The organism is Brevibacterium sp. SIMBA_078, assembly GCF_046534565.1.
Taxonomy (GTDB): domain Bacteria; phylum Actinomycetota; class Actinomycetes; order Actinomycetales; family Brevibacteriaceae; genus Brevibacterium.
Genome location: NZ_JAWRYQ010000001.1, coordinates 1,833,090 through 1,849,196 on the forward strand (window position 1 = coordinate 1,833,090; position 16,107 = coordinate 1,849,196).

15 protein-coding genes are annotated in these 16,107 nt (G+C 65.0%); 12 read left to right on the plus strand and 3 right to left on the minus strand.

Features of this window, described 5'->3' with window-relative positions; genetic code table 11:
* Nucleotides 1-43: 43 nt before the first annotated feature.
* The 8 genes from SB749_RS08070 (at nt 44) to SB749_RS08105 (ending at nt 10,767) form a co-directional block, all read left to right on the plus strand.
* A complete protein-coding gene (locus SB749_RS08070) occupies nt 44-1,639 on the plus strand; it encodes a sensor histidine kinase (RefSeq protein ID WP_410709880.1) in 1,596 nt (531 codons plus the stop codon).
* Nucleotides 1,636-2,493 (plus strand): response regulator, encoded by an 858-nt coding sequence (locus SB749_RS08075; RefSeq protein WP_410709881.1) that lies wholly within the window; start codon nt 1,636-1,638, stop codon nt 2,491-2,493. The genes SB749_RS08070 and SB749_RS08075 overlap by 4 nt, the downstream gene beginning before the upstream one ends.
* Nucleotides 2,494-2,628: 135 nt before the next feature.
* A complete protein-coding gene (locus SB749_RS08080) occupies nt 2,629-3,495 on the plus strand; it encodes an ABC transporter ATP-binding protein (protein WP_410709882.1) in 867 nt (288 codons plus the stop codon).
* The gene (locus SB749_RS08085) at nt 3,492-6,026 is read left to right on the plus strand and encodes an ABC transporter permease (protein WP_410709883.1); all 2,535 of its coding nucleotides are present in this window, start codon (nt 3,492-3,494) and stop codon (nt 6,024-6,026) included. The genes SB749_RS08080 and SB749_RS08085 overlap by 4 nt, the downstream gene beginning before the upstream one ends.
* A 175-nt stretch (nt 6,027-6,201) precedes the next feature.
* A complete protein-coding gene (locus SB749_RS08090) occupies nt 6,202-7,488 on the plus strand; it encodes an adenylosuccinate synthase (protein ID WP_410709884.1) in 1,287 nt (428 codons plus the stop codon).
* A 293-nt stretch (nt 7,489-7,781) separates the two neighbouring features.
* The gene (locus tag SB749_RS08095) at nt 7,782-8,708 is read left to right on the plus strand and encodes a Bug family tripartite tricarboxylate transporter substrate binding protein (RefSeq protein ID WP_410709885.1); all 927 of its coding nucleotides are present in this window, start codon (nt 7,782-7,784) and stop codon (nt 8,706-8,708) included.
* Nucleotides 8,705-9,259, plus strand: a complete 555-nt coding sequence (locus SB749_RS08100) for a tripartite tricarboxylate transporter TctB family protein (protein WP_410709886.1) — start codon at nt 8,705-8,707, stop codon at nt 9,257-9,259. Before SB749_RS08095 ends, SB749_RS08100 begins: the two co-directional genes overlap by 4 nt.
* Nucleotides 9,256-10,767: a tripartite tricarboxylate transporter permease gene (locus SB749_RS08105; protein WP_410709887.1), complete on the plus strand. Its 1,512-nt coding sequence runs from the start codon at nt 9,256-9,258 to the stop codon at nt 10,765-10,767. Before SB749_RS08100 ends, SB749_RS08105 begins: the two co-directional genes overlap by 4 nt.
* A 99-nt stretch (nt 10,768-10,866) precedes the next feature.
* Here the strand turns inward: SB749_RS08105 and SB749_RS08110 are convergent, their stop codons facing one another.
* Together SB749_RS08110 and SB749_RS08115 are read right to left on the minus strand one after the other, a co-directional pair.
* Nucleotides 10,867-11,313: a carboxymuconolactone decarboxylase family protein gene (locus tag SB749_RS08110; protein ID WP_410709888.1), complete on the minus strand. Its 447-nt coding sequence runs from the start codon at nt 11,311-11,313 to the stop codon at nt 10,867-10,869.
* Nucleotides 11,314-11,368: 55 nt separating this feature from the next.
* Entirely contained in the window at nt 11,369-11,647 is a 279-nt protein-coding gene (locus SB749_RS08115) for a hypothetical protein (protein ID WP_410709889.1), read from the minus strand.
* A 167-nt stretch (nt 11,648-11,814) separates the two neighbouring features.
* Here SB749_RS08115 and SB749_RS08120 point away from each other — a divergent pair, with 167 nt between their 5' ends.
* The 4 genes from SB749_RS08120 to SB749_RS08135 all read left to right on the plus strand — a co-directional run bounded on the left by SB749_RS08120 (nt 11,815) and on the right by SB749_RS08135 (nt 15,007).
* The gene (locus SB749_RS08120) at nt 11,815-12,654 is read left to right on the plus strand and encodes an urea carboxylase-associated family protein (protein WP_410709890.1); all 840 of its coding nucleotides are present in this window, start codon (nt 11,815-11,817) and stop codon (nt 12,652-12,654) included.
* Between the two features lie 28 nt (nt 12,655-12,682).
* Nucleotides 12,683-13,597 (plus strand): arylamine N-acetyltransferase family protein, encoded by a 915-nt coding sequence (locus SB749_RS08125; protein ID WP_410709891.1) that lies wholly within the window; start codon nt 12,683-12,685, stop codon nt 13,595-13,597.
* A gap of 54 nt (nt 13,598-13,651) precedes the next feature.
* Nucleotides 13,652-14,503, plus strand: coding sequence for a helix-turn-helix domain-containing protein (locus SB749_RS08130; RefSeq protein ID WP_410709892.1), 852 nt, complete (start codon nt 13,652-13,654; stop codon nt 14,501-14,503).
* Nucleotides 14,504-14,584: 81 nt separating this feature from the next.
* Complete coding sequence (locus SB749_RS08135) at nt 14,585-15,007, plus strand: VOC family protein (protein ID WP_410709893.1); 423 nt, start codon at nt 14,585-14,587, stop codon at nt 15,005-15,007.
* A 55-nt stretch (nt 15,008-15,062) separates the two neighbouring features.
* On the opposite strand, the gene SB749_RS08140 is transcribed toward SB749_RS08135, so the two are convergent.
* On the minus strand, nt 15,063-16,103 hold the full coding sequence (locus SB749_RS08140) for a GAF domain-containing protein (RefSeq protein WP_410709894.1): 1,041 nt from the start codon (nt 16,101-16,103) through the stop codon (nt 15,063-15,065).
* Between the last annotated feature and the right edge of the window lie 4 nt (nt 16,104-16,107).

Below are 16,107 nucleotides of genomic sequence, written 5' to 3' on the forward strand. Positions count from 1 at the left end.
AGTATGATGTGGGCTCAATCGAAGGCGAACTAGCATGGCCGACATGAGCAATCGATCCACCCGGGCTGCGGCCGGACCGCCGAAGCCGCAGCAGCGCACCCCCGACCGCGTCGACCGCATCCGTCGGTTCGTCGCCGCCCGCCCCTGGATCGTCGACACCGTGCTCTGGGCTCTGCCGCTGACCTATCTGACCATCGTCTTCACCTCCTCCCAGGCCGAGCGAAGCGAGATAGCCCTGGTTCCGGTGTTCGTGCAGGTCGGTATCGCCATCCTCCAGACAGCACCGCTGTGCCTGCGCCGCACGGCCCCGCTGCTGAGTTCCTCCCTCATCGCCGTCGGCTGCCTCCTGACCGTGCTCACGATGATGGGGCCGACGATCGGGATCGTCGCCGTTCCGCTCACCGTGTATTCGACGACGGCCTGGGGCACCCGGAACCAGGGTCGCCTCGTGTTGGCACTGGGCCTCCTCGGCGCACTCTTCTTCGGCGGGTGGCTCTACCTCGTATCCCTGCAGGCGACGATCGGCGCGAACTCGCGTCCCCTGGCCGCCGGCGAATACGTGCTGCTGGTCGTCGTCATTGCGCTCTGTGCCTCAATCGTGCTCATCGCGTGGCTGCTGGGCGGAGTCGGATTCCGCCGCCGCCGTGAGATCGAGGGCATCCGGGAGCGCAATCGGCTGCTGGAGCGCGAACGCGAATCAGAGACCCGACTCGCCGCCGACGCCGAACGCATGCGCATCGCCCGTGAGATGCACGATGTCATCGCTCATTCCCTCTCCGTCGTCATCGCCCAGGCCGACGGCGCGCGCTATGCCGCCAAGACCGATCCGTCCGTCGCGCTCGGAGCCCTCGAGACCATCGCACTGACCGGACGGGAAGCCTTGGCGCAGACGCGATCGCTGCTCGGCTTCCTCCGCGCCGAGGATGACGACGAACGCACCTCGTCGCCGCTGCCCGGAGTCTCCGACATCGGCTCTCTCATGGCCGATGTGCGATCGGCAGGGCTTCCGGTCTCGGTGAGCGAACTCGATGCCGTCGACCGCGATCGCCTGCCCGAAGGGGCATCGCTGGCCGTGTACCGCATCGTTCAGGAAGCGCTGACTAATGTGCTCAAACATGCCGGGGACGGTGCTCGGGCACATGTCGAGCTGCTGGCGGAGGACACAGAGCTCGTCGCCCGCATCAGCGACAACGGCACCGGAAACACGGACGACCGCGACAGCTCGGAATCGGGCAGTCGGGGGTACGGCATCGTCGGCATGCAGGAGCGCGCCGCGCTCTACGGCGGCAGCCTCACCGCCCGCCGGATCCGTTCGACGGGCATGAGCGACCGATCCGAGGAACGCGCCGAAGCGAAGCCCGGATTCTCCTCCGGCGCTGTCACCGGAAGCGCCTTCGGAGCGACGACAGGATTCCTCGTCGAGGCTCGACTGCCGCTGTCCGCACCCCTGCCCAGCGCTGAGCCCGAAGCCGAACCCGGCACCGTCGAGGGGACCGGCTCTCCCGACTCGACCGATCGAGGAGAGAACGGGACTGCCGAAACCGGAACGGCCGTCGAATCCGGAAGGACCGCCGGCACCGGAGCACCCGTCGAAACCGGTGAGAGCCAGCCCGCCGACTTCGAGGAGACCAGCCGATGAACATCGATGATGAGGCGACCGCGCACGGTCAGCCCGAGGCTCGGGGAAGCGGGCCGCTTCGCGTCGTACTCGTCGACGACCAGGCTCTCGTCCGAGCTGGCTTCGCCATGGTCATCGACTCACAGCCGGACCTCACCGTCGTCGGACAGGCAGGCGACGGTGCGGCAGGTCTCGACATCGTCAGCCGGGACGAACCCGATGTCGTGCTCATGGACGTCCGGATGCCTCGCGTCGACGGCATCGAAACGACCCAGCGGATCCTCGCGCTCGCCGACGCAGGGACGATCCGTCCGCCGAAGATCATCGTGCTGACGACTTTCGACGATGACGACTATGCACTGCGGGCGCTGCAGGCTGGTGCCTCAGGGTTCCTTCTCAAAGACACCCTGCCCGAGGTGCTCCTCGAGTCGATCCGCACCGTCGTCGACGGCGGCGCCGTCATCGCTCCGACCACCACCAAACGACTGCTCGAGACACGACTCATTCCCCGCCTCAACGCGGAATCTCCTTCCCCTTCGGACCCGCAACCGGCGGTGCCGTCCGCCGGTGCGCCCCTAACAGGTGGAGGTGCGGCCGCACATCCCGAAGGCGCGGACGCGACAGGACAAGCCGGTGCGAGCCGCCTCGATGCGGCAGATGTGCGCCGATTGGAGTCCCTGACTCAGCGAGAGACCGAGGTCCTCGTCCTCATCGCCACCGGGCTGAGCAACACCGAGATCGGCGAACGCCTCTATCTGGCCCAGCCGACCGTGAAGACCTACGTCGGGCGGATCCTCATGAAACTCGAGGCCCGCGACCGAGTGCAGGCCGTCGTGTTCGCCTACGAAGCAGGTCTCGTCGGACCCGGTCACTGAGCCGGAAGCTTCTCGAAGCCGCCCTCAGGAATCCGAGATCATCCTCAGGTATGACGGTCAGGCCACGGCCGCCTCGGCGAAAGACCATCCCCTGGTCCGATGTGGGCGGGTGGGTCCGGCGACGAAGCTGGAGTCATGAACACATCAGCGACACACACCGACGCTCTTCCGTCCCCGTCCGCGCCTTCAGATCCACCCTCTAACCCCGCGCCGAGGCTGGCCATCCAAGCCATCGGACTGCGCAAGACCTATGGAAAAGGGGACGCGCAGGTCCGTCCGCTTGACGACCTCAGCATCGACATCAATGCCGAGCGTTTCACCGCCATCATGGGGCCGTCCGGCTCGGGCAAATCGACGCTGCTCAACATGCTCGCCGGCCTCGACACCCCGGACTCGGGCGAGGTCTTCATCGGACGGACGGCGATCTCACGGCTGAGCGATCGCAAGCTCACGGCGCTGCGTCGCGACCGCATCGGCTTCGTCTTCCAGTCCTTCAACCTCGTGCCCGCAATGAGCGCCGAGGAGAACATCCTGCTGCCGTCGGAACTGTCGGGCAAGAAGGTCGATCGCCGCCTCTTCGACCGCATGGTCGACCTGCTCGGCCTGCGCGAACGTCTGGGGCATCGACCGCACGAGCTCTCCGGCGGACAGCAGCAGAGAGTCGCCGTCGCTCGCGCCCTCGTCGCCCAACCCGATGTGCTCGTCGCTGACGAACCCACCGGCAACCTCGACTCGAACTCCGGTGAAGAGGTCCTTGGCATTCTTCGCGCGTCGGTCGATGAGCTCGGCCAGACCGTCGTCATGGTCACTCACGATCCCCGGGCCGCGGCCCGCGCCGATCGCGTCGTCCTGCTCGCCGACGGACGACTGGCCGGTGAGCTGTCCCAACCGAATCCGGAATCCGTGGCCGCCGCCCTGATGAATGTCACGGCACGTTCCTCAGCCGCACCATCGTCCGCATCCGGGACCGCGGCCGGACAGCCGGAGAGAGGTGCCCGATGATCCGCATCGCTTGGTCCAACCTCCGCAGCGCCACTGGGCGCCTGTCGGCGGCGATGATCGCGATCGCCGTGTCTGTGGCCTTCATCGTCGCCGCCCTCCTGTTCGCCCAGGCTTTCGGCGACACCCTGCGCAATCAGGTCCGTGCCGAATGGGCCGGAGCCGACGTCGCAATCACCGCGACCGCCTCCGATGACCCGACCGCGGCCGGTGAGGCGCCCCCGCTCACCAAGTCCACGGCCGAGACCGTGGCCGACGTCGACGGGGTCGAGCACGCCCAGCTCACCGAATCCGCCTACGTCGCGGTCGGTGCCGGCACCACCTCGGTGACGGGTGCGGCGACGAACCTCCCGCAGGGGCAGACAGAGACCGTCGACGGTTCCGCACCGGATTCCGATGACGAACTCATGCTCCGCGAAGCCGATGCGAAGACCCTCGGGGTCGGCGTCGGCGACACCATCACCCTCGGCGAATTCGACGGGCAGCGGCAATCGAGCGTCGACGGACCCGACTTCACGGTCTCGGGCATCATGCCCGGTTCCTCCTCGGCGGGGATGAAGCTCTACCTCACCGAGGATGGGCTGGCCTCCTCCCCGGGTGAACTCGTTCCCGACTCCATCCGAATCGTCGCCGCCGACGGATCTGATCGTTCAGCTCTTGCCGAGGCGGTCGAATCCGCGCTCGCCGATGCCGGTGCCGACCAGGGCGTTTCGGTCCGGACCGTCGACCAGGTTGTCGACGAGCAGATCGAATCGCTGTCGAACACCTCTGACATGCTCTCGACCGTCGGCATCGCCTTCGGACTGCTGGCCGCGGGAGTTGCGGCACTCGTCATCTCGAACACGTTCAACGTCCTCGTCGCCTCCCGCACCCGGGTGCTCGCGCTCTTCCGCGCAATCGGTGCCTCGCGCACTCAGGTGCGTGGTGCCTCGGTGATCGAGAGCCTGACCCTCGGCGTCGTCGGATCCGTGATCGGCGTCGGACTCGGCCTCCTCATCGGATGGGGACTCTCATCGGTGGTCGGTGCGCTGTGGGTGCCCGAATTCGCTGAGATCTCCCCGTCCGTTTCGGCCTTCGTCGTCGGACCGGTCGTCGGCATCCTCGTCACCCTCGCCGCTGGGATGGTTCCCGCGATCCGCGCCTCACGGGTCTCTCCGATCGAAGCGCTGCGCCCGGTCGACGTACCGCCCGCAACGCCGAAGGTCCGGTGGGTGCGGACGACGCTGTCGGTTCTGCTCGGCGCCACCGGAATCGGACTGTGCCTGCTGGGCACCAGCAGCCACTCCGTGCTCATGGGCATCGTCGGCTGCTTCGCACTCTTCGTCGCCCTTCTCATCGGTGCGAAGGTCTTCGTCCCGCCGCTGGTGGCCCTGTTCGCCCGCATCGTCGGCCTCATCACCCGGCGCTCACCGGCAGTCAAACTGGCCGGACGGTCGGCGAGCACTGCGGGAGGACGCACCGCCTCGACGACGGGCGCGCTGCTCATCGGCATCACCCTCGTCACGGCCGTGGTCGTCGGTTCGTCGAGCCTGCAGCGGACCCTCGAGCTCGCCACCGCCCAGGACACTCCCGTCGACCTCGTCGTCTCGACCGCGGGTCACAGCGGTGCCGACGATGCGAAGGTCGCGTCCGTGCTCGATGACTCGCCCATCGTCGAGGACCGGGTGAACGTCCCGGCGCCCACCGCGAAGGTGAGCGCCGGTGGGACCGATGGCTCCGGTGACGTGGCGATCGCCAGCGCCGAGGCGGCCGCCGACTCCCCGGTGCTGCGCAGCGACGGGTACGACGTCGATGAGGGCACGATCCTCATCGATCCGAAATCGATGGGACTCGACGCGGATGCCGACGTCGACGGCACGACCGCGACGATCCGCCTCGGCGGGCAGGACATCGATCTCACGATCGAAACATCCTTTGCCGTCCCCGCGGGGACGGCACTGGTCAGCGGTGCCGATGCGGAGTCCATCGAGGCCGCGGCCGGCGGTGGTGCGGCCGAACAGACCTGGGCGAAGATCGCCGATGACGCATCGAGCTCGCAGATCGAAGCCCTGGCCTCAGAACTCGACGCCGTGGATGCCTCGGCCGATGCGTCTGCGGCGCAGACCCGGGCTGAGTTCTCCTCGCTGTTCCAGGTCGCCCTGGCAGTGGTGCTCGGACTGCTGGCGGCTGCGGTGGTCATCGCCATCATCGGAGTGAGCAATACGCTCACGCTGTCGGTCATGGACCGGCGTCGGGAAGGTGCCCTGCTCCGGGCACTCGGTTTCACTCGGGCGGCGATGTCGCGGATGATCACGATCGAATCGCTGCTCATGACGGTCATCGCGCTCATCGTCGGCGGCGTGGTCGGCACGTTCTTCGGGTGGGTCGGAACGGCGTCGATCATGCCGGCGGCCGCGAATCCCGTGCTGTCCGTGCCGTGGGCACAGATCGGCTTAATCGGTGTCGCCGCAGTGCTCGCCGCCTTCCTGGCTTCGGCGATTCCGGCTCGGTCGATGTCGCGGATCGTCCCGGCCAAGGGGATGAGCATGGAGTGAGTCCGGATTCGGACCTCGGTGCTCAGTGCTCGGTGCGGCCGCGGGCGGAAGCTTGGAGCCTCCTGCCCGCGGCCGCCTCGGTGAGGGAAAGCGCCCGATGGCGGCTGCGACAGTGTGACCCAGTAGACTTAGCGAGTAATGACATCCCCTTTTCACTTTGAGGTGAAGCACTCTCATGCCAGCAATCGTTGTCGTCGGCGCTCAGTGGGGCGACGAAGGTAAAGGTAAGACCACCGATATCCTCGGCACCAGCGTCGACTACGTGGTCAAGCCCAATGGTGGGAACAACGCCGGCCACACGGTTGTCGTCGGAGGAGAGAAGTACGAACTCAAGCTTCTGCCGGCGGGCATCCTCTCACCGAACGTCACCCCGGTCATCGGCAACGGCGTCGTCGTCAACCTCGAGGCGCTCTTCGAGGAGATCGACGCCCTCGAATCCCGCGGCGCAGACACGTCGAAGCTGCGGATCTCGGCGAATGCGCACCTCGTGGCCCCGTACCACCAGACCCTGGACAAGGTGACTGAGCGATTCCTCGGCAAGCGGGCCATCGGCACCACCGGCCGCGGCATCGGGCCGGCCTATATGGACAAGATCGGTCGCCTGGGCATCCGCGTCCAGGACGTCTTCGACGAGTCCATCCTGCGTCAGAAGATCGAAGGGTCGCTGCGGCAGAAGAATGAACTGCTCGTCAAGGTCTACAACCGTCGCGCAGTGTCGGTCGAAGAGATCGTCGAATACTTCGAACCCTTCATCGAACGTCTGCGTCCCTACGTCGCCGAGACCGAGCTCATGCTCAACGAGGCGCTCGACCGCGGAGAGGTCGTCGTCATGGAGGGTGGCCAGGCGACCATGCTCGACGTCGACCACGGCACCTACCCGTTCGTCACCTCGTCGAACCCGACGGCCGGTGGATCCTGCGTGGGCTCGGGCATCGGCCCGACCCGCATCAACCGCGTCGTCGGCATCGTCAAGGCCTACACAACCCGTGTGGGCGCTGGTCCGTTCCCGACCGAGCTGTTCGATGAGATGGGCGAATACCTGCAGAAGGCGGGCGGCGAATTCGGCGTCAACACCGGGCGTCCGCGCCGCTGCGGCTGGTACGACGCGGTCATCGCCCGCTACGCCGCCCGCACCAACGGCTTCACCGACTATGTGCTGACCAAGCTCGACGTGCTCACCGGCATCGAGCGGATCCCCGTGTGCGTGGCCTACGAGGTCGATGGCGAGCGTCATGACGAGATGCCGGTGTCGCAGACCGAGTTCCACCATGCGAAGCCGATCTTCGAGTACTTCGACGGCTGGACCGAGGACATCACGAAGGCGCGCACCTTCGAGGACCTGCCGGAGAACGCGCAGAAGTACGTGCTCGCCCTCGAAGAGCTCTCGGGCTGCCGGATGTCCGTCATCGGCGTCGGCCCCGACCGCGAACAGTCCATCGTGCGTCACGACCTGCTGGACTGAGCCGGCTCCCGGGAGCTTCCCGGATCGAATCAGATGCCGAAGGGCGGAACCGAGAGCGACTCGGTTCCGCCCTTCGGCTTTTGCCCGCTAAGTGGGAACACCTGTCATAGCACTCAGGCAGCTTGTCTCATTCTCGCAAGATTCGTTGAGGACCGAAGTCGTTCAGGAGTAACGTGCCGGTCATGCTCCACTTCGGATTCCCAACGGCGAGAACATCCTCAACGAGACGAACTATTCTGCGTGCTGCCGCCGCGTCTGCGGGTCTTGGCCTCGCCGCGTCGATGACGGCATGTATGCCTGACATCCACAGAAATGATGGCTTCCCTCCGCCGCGGGTCACGGCTATCGCTGCAGGGTCACCGGGCGGGGGCCTCGATCTGACGACTCGCATCACGAACGACGGATTCGAAGCCGCGGGAATCGATACCTTCATGTCGATCGAGAACATGGGAGGCGGCGGAGGCAACCCGGCTCGTGCCGCAGTACTCCAGCGGGAGAATGACGGGACATCCGTTGTCTTCGAGTCCAACCGAATCTTCCTCTCAAACGTCACAGGAACGACCGACATGTCCCTCGACGACTTCACACCGCTGGCTCAGCTGACAACCGACTACGAAGTGTGGATCGTGAAATCCGGGTCGAATCACGACTCTGCAAAGAAGGTGCTCGAAAGCATCAAGAAGGATGCGGGATCGGTCAACTTCGGAATCGGCACCGTTCCCAGCGACGACCAGCTCAACGTCCTTCGTCCCGCCAGTGAATACGGAGTCGAGGACCTGTCGAAGATCAATCTCGTGGCGTTCTCCGATGGAGGCGACCTCAACAACGAACTGTTGGGCGGACGTATCGATGTGGCATCGACGGGGATGTCGGAAGCGATGGAGCTCGTCGACAGCGGTGACATCGAAATCATCGCAGTCTCGGCACCGGAACCGGTCGATTCGGCACCAGGAGTTCCGACATGGCATGACCTCGGAATGGACATCACGATCAACCACTGGCGGGGAGTATTCGGTCCGAAGGACATGCCTCAGGACGCGGTCAACTGGTGGCGTGAATCGTTGAAGAAGGCTGTGGAGACAGACGAGTTCTCCAAGCAGGCAGAGGCATTGGGGATCAACCCCGAATATGTCGCAGGTGACGAATGGCTCGACACGGTGATTCGCCCCGAACAGGAGGAATCGACGGAAGTGCTGGAGAAAGTGGGGTTGGTGAAATGAGCGCGGACACAGAACTCCCAACGACTGATCCCGCCGGGCCCTCGCAATCAGAGGCGGGAAGTCGAGCGGTCTCGGTGGGGATTACGAGCGTCCTACTCGGGGGCCTGGCGATCTTCTACCTCGTCAGTGCCATCATGCTGCCGAATTCGGCGGGAGACGACGGAATCGGCCCGAAGACATTCCCTCTCGTCGTCGGCATCGTCCTGCTCTGCACTACTGTGCTGGGCATCATCGCCATCCTTCGCGGCAGCGTTGATGTCAGACCCGTCGGCGGACGTGAGATTCTGCGTGTCGGTTGGTGCATTGTCCTCTTCGCTCTCTTCACAGCATCGATCTTCCTCATCGGCTTCGTCGAAGCCTCAGTGATCTTTTCGATGCTCGTGTCTCTCACAGTGTTCGGCGTACGCATGAGCGCGGCGAAGGCCGTCGGTCTGATCATCATCAATATCGTCATCGCGATGGCGCTCTTCCTCATCTTCGACGTCTGGCTCAATGTCCTGCTGCCTGTCGGGTGGTTGGAGTACTGGGTCTTCGGAGGTCTGCAGCTGTGAACACCGTCAACGAACTGCTCTCAGCTCTGGGCGGGATCGCCACTTCGCCGAGCCTCCTTCTTGTCATCCTCGGTGGAGTCATCCTCGGCACCATTGCCGGACTGCTGCCCGGCATCGGACCATCGACCGCGATCGCTCTGCTCCTGCCTGTGGCGATCACGGTTCCGGCAGAGATTTCGCTGCCGCTGATGGTGTCGCTGTACCTGGGCGCCGAATACGGCGGCAGGATCTCCGCGATCCTGCTGAACATCCCGGGCGATCCCGGTGCCATCATGACCACCCTCGACGGACACCCGATGGCGCTCAAAGGCAAGGCGGCCACTGCGCTGTCGATCTCGGCTCTCGCTTCCTTCGTCGGCAGTATTCTGGCGTTCCTCGGACTCGCGTTCATCGCCGGACCGATGTCTTCATTGGGCTTGGCCTTCGGACCTGGAGCCTACTTCGCCGTGGTCGTGATGGCTCTCGTGCTCAGCGCCACTCTCGTCGGGTCGGCTCCGATGCTCGGTCTGACCGCTGTCGGCATCGGTGTCGCCGTGTCGACCGTCGGAATCGAACTGCAATCCGGGCTGCCTCGCTTCACCTTCGGCAGCTTCACTCTTCTTGAAGGCATCGATCCGATCGTCGCGATCATCGGAGTCTTCGGCGTCGGGGAGATCTTGGCCAGCACCACGATGGGCAAAGACTCCCAGGTGATGTCGACGCTGTCGGGACGCTTCCTTCCGACGAAGTCCGACCTCAAGCAGGGGACCCTTCCCAGCCTGCGAGGCTCAGTCATCGGATTCATCGCCGGAGTCCTGCCAGGGGCCGGCACGACGATCGCGGCCTTCTTCTCGTACGGTCTCGAGAAGCGGCTTGCGCCCGCCTCGGCGGGAATGGGCAAGGGAGCTGTCCGTGGACTGGTCGCACCGGAGTCCGCGAACAATGCTGCAGTGTCCGGTTCGATGGTGCCGTTGCTGACACTGGGTATCCCGGGATCCGGAACCACTGCAGTTCTGCTCGCCTATCTGATGATGTACGGACTCAACCCGGGACCGGGATTCTTCGACGCGAATCCGGAACTCGCGTGGACGATCATCGGGGCCCTGCTGGTCAGCGCAATCTTGGGAGTGGTCATCAACATCGGAGCATCGCCTCTGCTGGCGAAGATCCTAGCGATCCCGATGCCGTTCATGGCTCCGGTCATTCTCATCCTCGCGCTCATCTCCTGTTACAGCATCCACAACTCCGCGACCGATGTGTACATTGCGTTGGCCTTCGGCGTGCTCGGTTATGTCATGCGTTTGGTCGGAATGGCGCCCGCACTTCTGGTCATCGGACTGGTTCTAGGGGAGATGCTCGAACGCAATCTGCAACAGGCACTGGGACTGACCGGAGGAAACTTCTGGGCCGTCATCTCTGACCCGCTCGCAATGGTCTTCCTCATCATCGCCCTGCTCGCGCTCGTGTCGGTCCTGCCCTGGAAGAGAATGCTGGGCAAGAAAGATGACGAAAAGACGGTCAACGTCTGACCGGTGGTCCGATCAATTCAGTCCAAAAGAGGAGGCGGGGCCGACACGATCGTGTCGGCCCCGCCCTCTTTTGGCTAGATCAGCGGTGTCCGGACGGACTTAGTCCAGGTGCTGGTGGGTGCTCACAGCGAGACGATTCCAGACGTTGATCGCCGAGATCGCCATCAGCAGCTCGACCATCTCCTGCTCGGAGTAGACCGCTGAAGCAGCTGTCCACGTCTCTTCGGAGACGCCGTCATCGGCGATGAGCGTGACCTCTTCGGTCATGAGCAGTGCGGCCTGTTCGCGGTCGCTGTAGACGGATTTCGCTTCCTTCCATCCGGCAAGCACATCGACCTTGACCTGGTCGACCTCGGCCTTGCGCGCCTCGCCGGCATGCATCTTCAGGCAGTAGGCGCAGCCGTTGATCTGGGAGGCGCGCAGTTTGATCAGCGACAGCAGAGCCTCACCGAGGCTGCCTCGGTGAATGTACTTCTCGAGCGCATAGAGCGGTTCGTAGGCCTTCTTGTCGACGGCGAGGATGTTGAGTCGTTGAATGTCTGACATGTGGATCATCTTCTTCTTCACGAGGTTTTCCGGTGCCCGCCGAGGCGGGACGTGATCATCCGCGCAGCTTGCGAATCGATTCGATGGCTCCGTCGTAGGCGGCGGCGATGTCGACGAGGTCGATCCGGTCCGGCAGGTCGCCTGCGGGCTGATGGCTGAGGAGGAATTCCACGGTCGCGCGGGCCGTGGCTTCGTCATTGCCCAAGACTCCGTCCGTGACCTCTTCGGCATCCTCGAACATCAGGACGATCTCATCAGTCCCCGTCGCCGAGTGGATGCTGGCCAGGAATTCTCCCGTGTCCTGCATCTCGACGTCGATCTTCTCGTCAGCCATTCCGACCTCCCAATGCTCGCTACACGCGGTTCGGCACATGCGCCGGCGCGGCCCACTCGGCTGCGTCGACTCTCTTTTCAGCATAGACCCGACGAACAACCCCTTGGGAAGCTGGGCAGAAACTGGCATCGTTGCAGGCAGAACAGCCACGGAGGAGGATGCATCCAATGACTCAGAGCCGTCTGCAGGAAGCTGCCTATCAGGGTCCCGCGCTTGAGGTCGACAGAGACTTCTACTCGCGGATCGGTGACGACACTCAGTCGCGGGAAACCATCGATGAGATCACCATCCCCATCCGCTCCGGACAGGCGTGGGAGGTCCCCGCCGGTCATGTCTGCCGCATCTCCACCGTCGACGGCCCACAGGTCGGCGACCTCAATCTGTGGAACCGCCATGACCCCAGGGAACGATTCTGGGCGGCACGGACCCGACAGCTGCAGGCCGCACACGTCTCCACCTTCGACCGTCTGTGGTCGACGCTGCCGTTCCTGCGGCCGATGGCCACAATCGTCGGGGACACCCTGGCCGATTACGGCACCGACCAGGAGGGCGGCCGAGTGCACGACACACTGGGCACCCGCTGCGATCCCTACGTGTCGCAGATGCTCAGCGGCGTCGACTTCGACTATCACTGCCATTCCAACCTCGTCCGAGCGATCCTGCCGTACGGCCTCACCGAATTCGACGTCCACGATGTGCTCAATGTCTTCCAATGCACAGGACTGAACGACAACGACGAATACTTCATGAAGACCTGTCCAGCACGACCAGGAGACCACTTCGAATTCTTCGCCGAACAGGACGTGCTCGCGGCCCTGTCCACCTGCCCCGGCGGTGATCTCTCCGCGCCCATGTTCGGGGACGGAGCCGAAGACCCGGTGGAGAACTGCCACCCCTTGAAGGTCACGGTCTATCGTCTTCCCAAGGACCTCCTCGGCGATTGGAGCGAACCGACCTCACCGAGCTATCGAGGAGCCCACGGACTCCGACCCCAACCGTGGGCGTGAACTCGCGCCCAGAACGGAAGGACTCGTCATGGCATCGTCAATGCTCATCACCCGGTACGCCGACCGGCTCGGGCTCGACAGCTCGGAGGATGTGCTGCGACGTCGGGCGCGTGGGTCGGCCGACGAAATCGTCGATCTCATCGATGAACTGCTGGCCGCCCACGTCCGGTCGATCTCCTTCGAGAACCTCGACGTCATCGCCGCACGCGCAGCAGGGGAGTCGCGGGGCATCCCGACCGACCTCGACTCACTGACGGCGAAGCTGTTGGACGCAGGCCGCGGCGGCTACTGCCACGAACACGCGACACTCATCCGCGCCGTGCTCCGAGAGCTCGGGCTGAGCGCGCATCCGATCCTTGCCCGAGTCCACCTCGGCGAGGGGAGAACAGCACCGGGAGGGCTGACGCACCAGGCGACGATCCTCGATCTCAGCGGACGGCGGTTCCTCGTCGATCCGGGGTTCGGCGGTGGGACGCCGCAGGTCGCACTTGAACTCGATGCGGAGTCACAACCGCGGTCGACCGAATACGGAGAGTACAGACTGGTCACTGCCGACACCGTGCTGGAGCCCGAGATGCGAGCAGAAGCCGAATGGGCGCTGCAGTCCCGGACCAGCGCTGACCAGGAATTCCTCACCGTCTATGCCTTCGCGGACATCCCGCGGGAACACGTCGACCTCGAAGTGTCGAACTGGTTCACCGCGACGAAACCGGGCACGCGCTTCACCAGCGCACCGGTGGTGGCCAGGACGCTCGGCAACGGCGGAAAGGTGTCGCTCGAAGGCCGTCACCTGCGCAGCCTCCGTCCCGGTGGGGAGTCCGAAAGCCTTGAGCGGACAGTGACCGATGCCGCCGACTTCGCGGCCGCACTCCGTGAGGAATTCGCGCTCGACCTCGACCGGGCTTTCACGGATCTGGTCTGGAGCTTCGACGATCAATCCTGACGGGCCGACCTGCGACGACTACCCGCACGGCTGAGCCAGGTCTACACTGACGCCATGTCCGCGTCGCGCAATGACGAGCTGATCCGCCGGCCTCACCCGAGACTGCGGCCGTTCGTGGGCGATTACGCCGGCTACGACATCGCCGGCGTCCCCGCGGGGACGCATTTGGGATTGCCTTCGGGGACGCTGACCTTCATCGTCTCGATCGACGAACCGCTGTGCCAGGTCGATGCGGTCACCGGCAGTCGCGAGCATTTCGACGTGCTGATCGCCGGCCTCCACCTGCGCTCGACGCTCATCGCTCACCCCGGCGCGATGTCCGGTATCCAGATCAACTTCAGTCCGTCGGCCCCGCGGGCGTTCTTCGGGATCCCCGCCGCAGAGTTCGCTCACCACAGTGTCGACGTCGCTCGGATCTCCCGGCCGCTGGCCGCGGAACTCCATGAACGGGTCAACCTCGAGACAGAATGGTCCGCCCGCTTTGCCGCCATCGACGACCTGCTCATGCGCACGCTCGATGACACGAATCGACCCCGCACCGAGGTGGCCGACGCCTGGCATCGGATCGTCGGCAGCCGTGGCGGTCTGCCAGTGGCCGTCGTCGCAGAGGATGTCGGGTGGAGCAGACGCCACCTGGGCAGCCAGTTCCGGTCCGAATTTGGGATCGGACCCAAAGACGCAGCACGCATCGTCCGTTTCGATCGGGCGAGGCGTCTCATCTCGGCAGGTCGGGGCAGCATGGCGGAGATCGCTGTGAGCTGCGGCTACGCCGATCAAGCGCACCTCAACCGGGATTTCCAGGATTTCGTCGGTCTCAGTCCCAGTCGGTGGTTGGCTGCCGATGACGTGGCCCGGACGCATACGGTGGGATCGGATTCGGTGGGGGCCGCCTCGGCGAGGGGATGAACTGTTCCCATTTGTCCAAGACCGGGAGTGGAGTGCTCCTCGATGATGGAATTCACGAACACCGAGAGAGAAGGAGTCCTCATGTCCGCCGAATCCGCAGATGCTCGGGCCTGCAACGTGTGGCCCACGTTCCGCTATCGCGATGCCAAAGCCGCGATCGCATTTCTCCAGGAGGCGCTCGGCTTCGAAGTCGTCGCCGAATACACGAACGCCGATGATCCGAACCGAGTCGAACACGCCGAACTCGCCTGGCCCGAGGGCGGGGGAGTGATGCTCGGGTCCGTCCGCGACGACGGCGGGGTCATGACGAAGACCGGAGTCGCCTCGGGGTCGGTGTATCTGGCCTCCGGAGACGTTCGTGAGCTGCACGCACGTGCGCTCGCCGCCGGTGCCACCGAGGTCATGGGACTGACGGACCAGGACTACGGGTCACTCGACTTCGCCATCCAAGACCCCGAGGGCGTGCTGTGGTCGGTCGGGAGCTACCGCGGGGCTAATGGGTAGGACCTGCGCGACCGGGTGCGGTTTCCAACTCCCGGCAACGCAGTTTGACTGACCCTCACTCCACCCGTGCGTCGACGCCCTCGGCCCACCGATAGGGACGGGTGGCGAGCAGGGCTCCGACCGATCGGCGCAGACGCGAGACCTCTGCGCGGACGGTGACCACGTGGTCACCGTCCCCGTAGAGGCGCTGGCTGAGGTCGGAGGCGCTGATCCCCGCTGACCCCGCCGAGGTGACCGCCGCGAGAATCTGCGCCCGCCGTGGCGTAAGCGGAACGACCAGAGGGTCGGTGCCGGAGTGGATATCGAGAACGGGTGGATCCTGCCGCATCCGCAGAGTCACCGAGGCGCGACGGTCGCCGGTGGGCCGCAGCAGCCACCCGCCGGTGACCTTCTCCGGCAGACACAGACCGGCACCGGGGATGAGGATCGACCGGTCGGCGGCCGGTGCTTCGATGCGGTCACGGCTGCGCACTCCCTGCTGGTACGCCACCCACCCGGCATCGTCGACGACGAGGGCTGGACCGGAAGTGCCGGCGAGCATCGCCGACATCCGATCGCGCAGAGTATTCAGCGCTTCCTGCTGGGCGATCATCAGCCTGGCCTCCGCCAGTCGCACCGCCGTCGTCACCAAGGACTGCACGGCCGGGTGAAGCGTCATCGCCGGACCACTGATGTCGACGACTCCCAAAAGAGTCCCGTCATGTGGGTCGTGCACGGGGACGGCGCTGCAGTACCAGGGATGCTGAGACGCCTCGAAGTGTTCGGCGGAGAAGAGCTGGACGGGTGCCTCCTCGGTCAGCGCTGTGCCGATGGCGTTCGTGCCGACCTTGGCTTCGGACCAGTGGGCTCCCTCGACGAATCCGAGCTCATCGGCTTGCCGTCTCGCGGATGCCGCACCATCTCGCCACAGAATGACGCCGTCGGCATCGGTGACGACGAGGATGAACGGAGCCGCGTCCGGAGCCCGCAGCAGCACCGACCGCATCTCCTCGACGACTAAGCGCAGCCGTGATTTCCTCCGTCGAGTCTCCAGCTCAGCCTCATCGGCGACGATCCGCGCGTTCTCACCGTCCGGGTCCAGGCCCAAGCGCAACATTCGA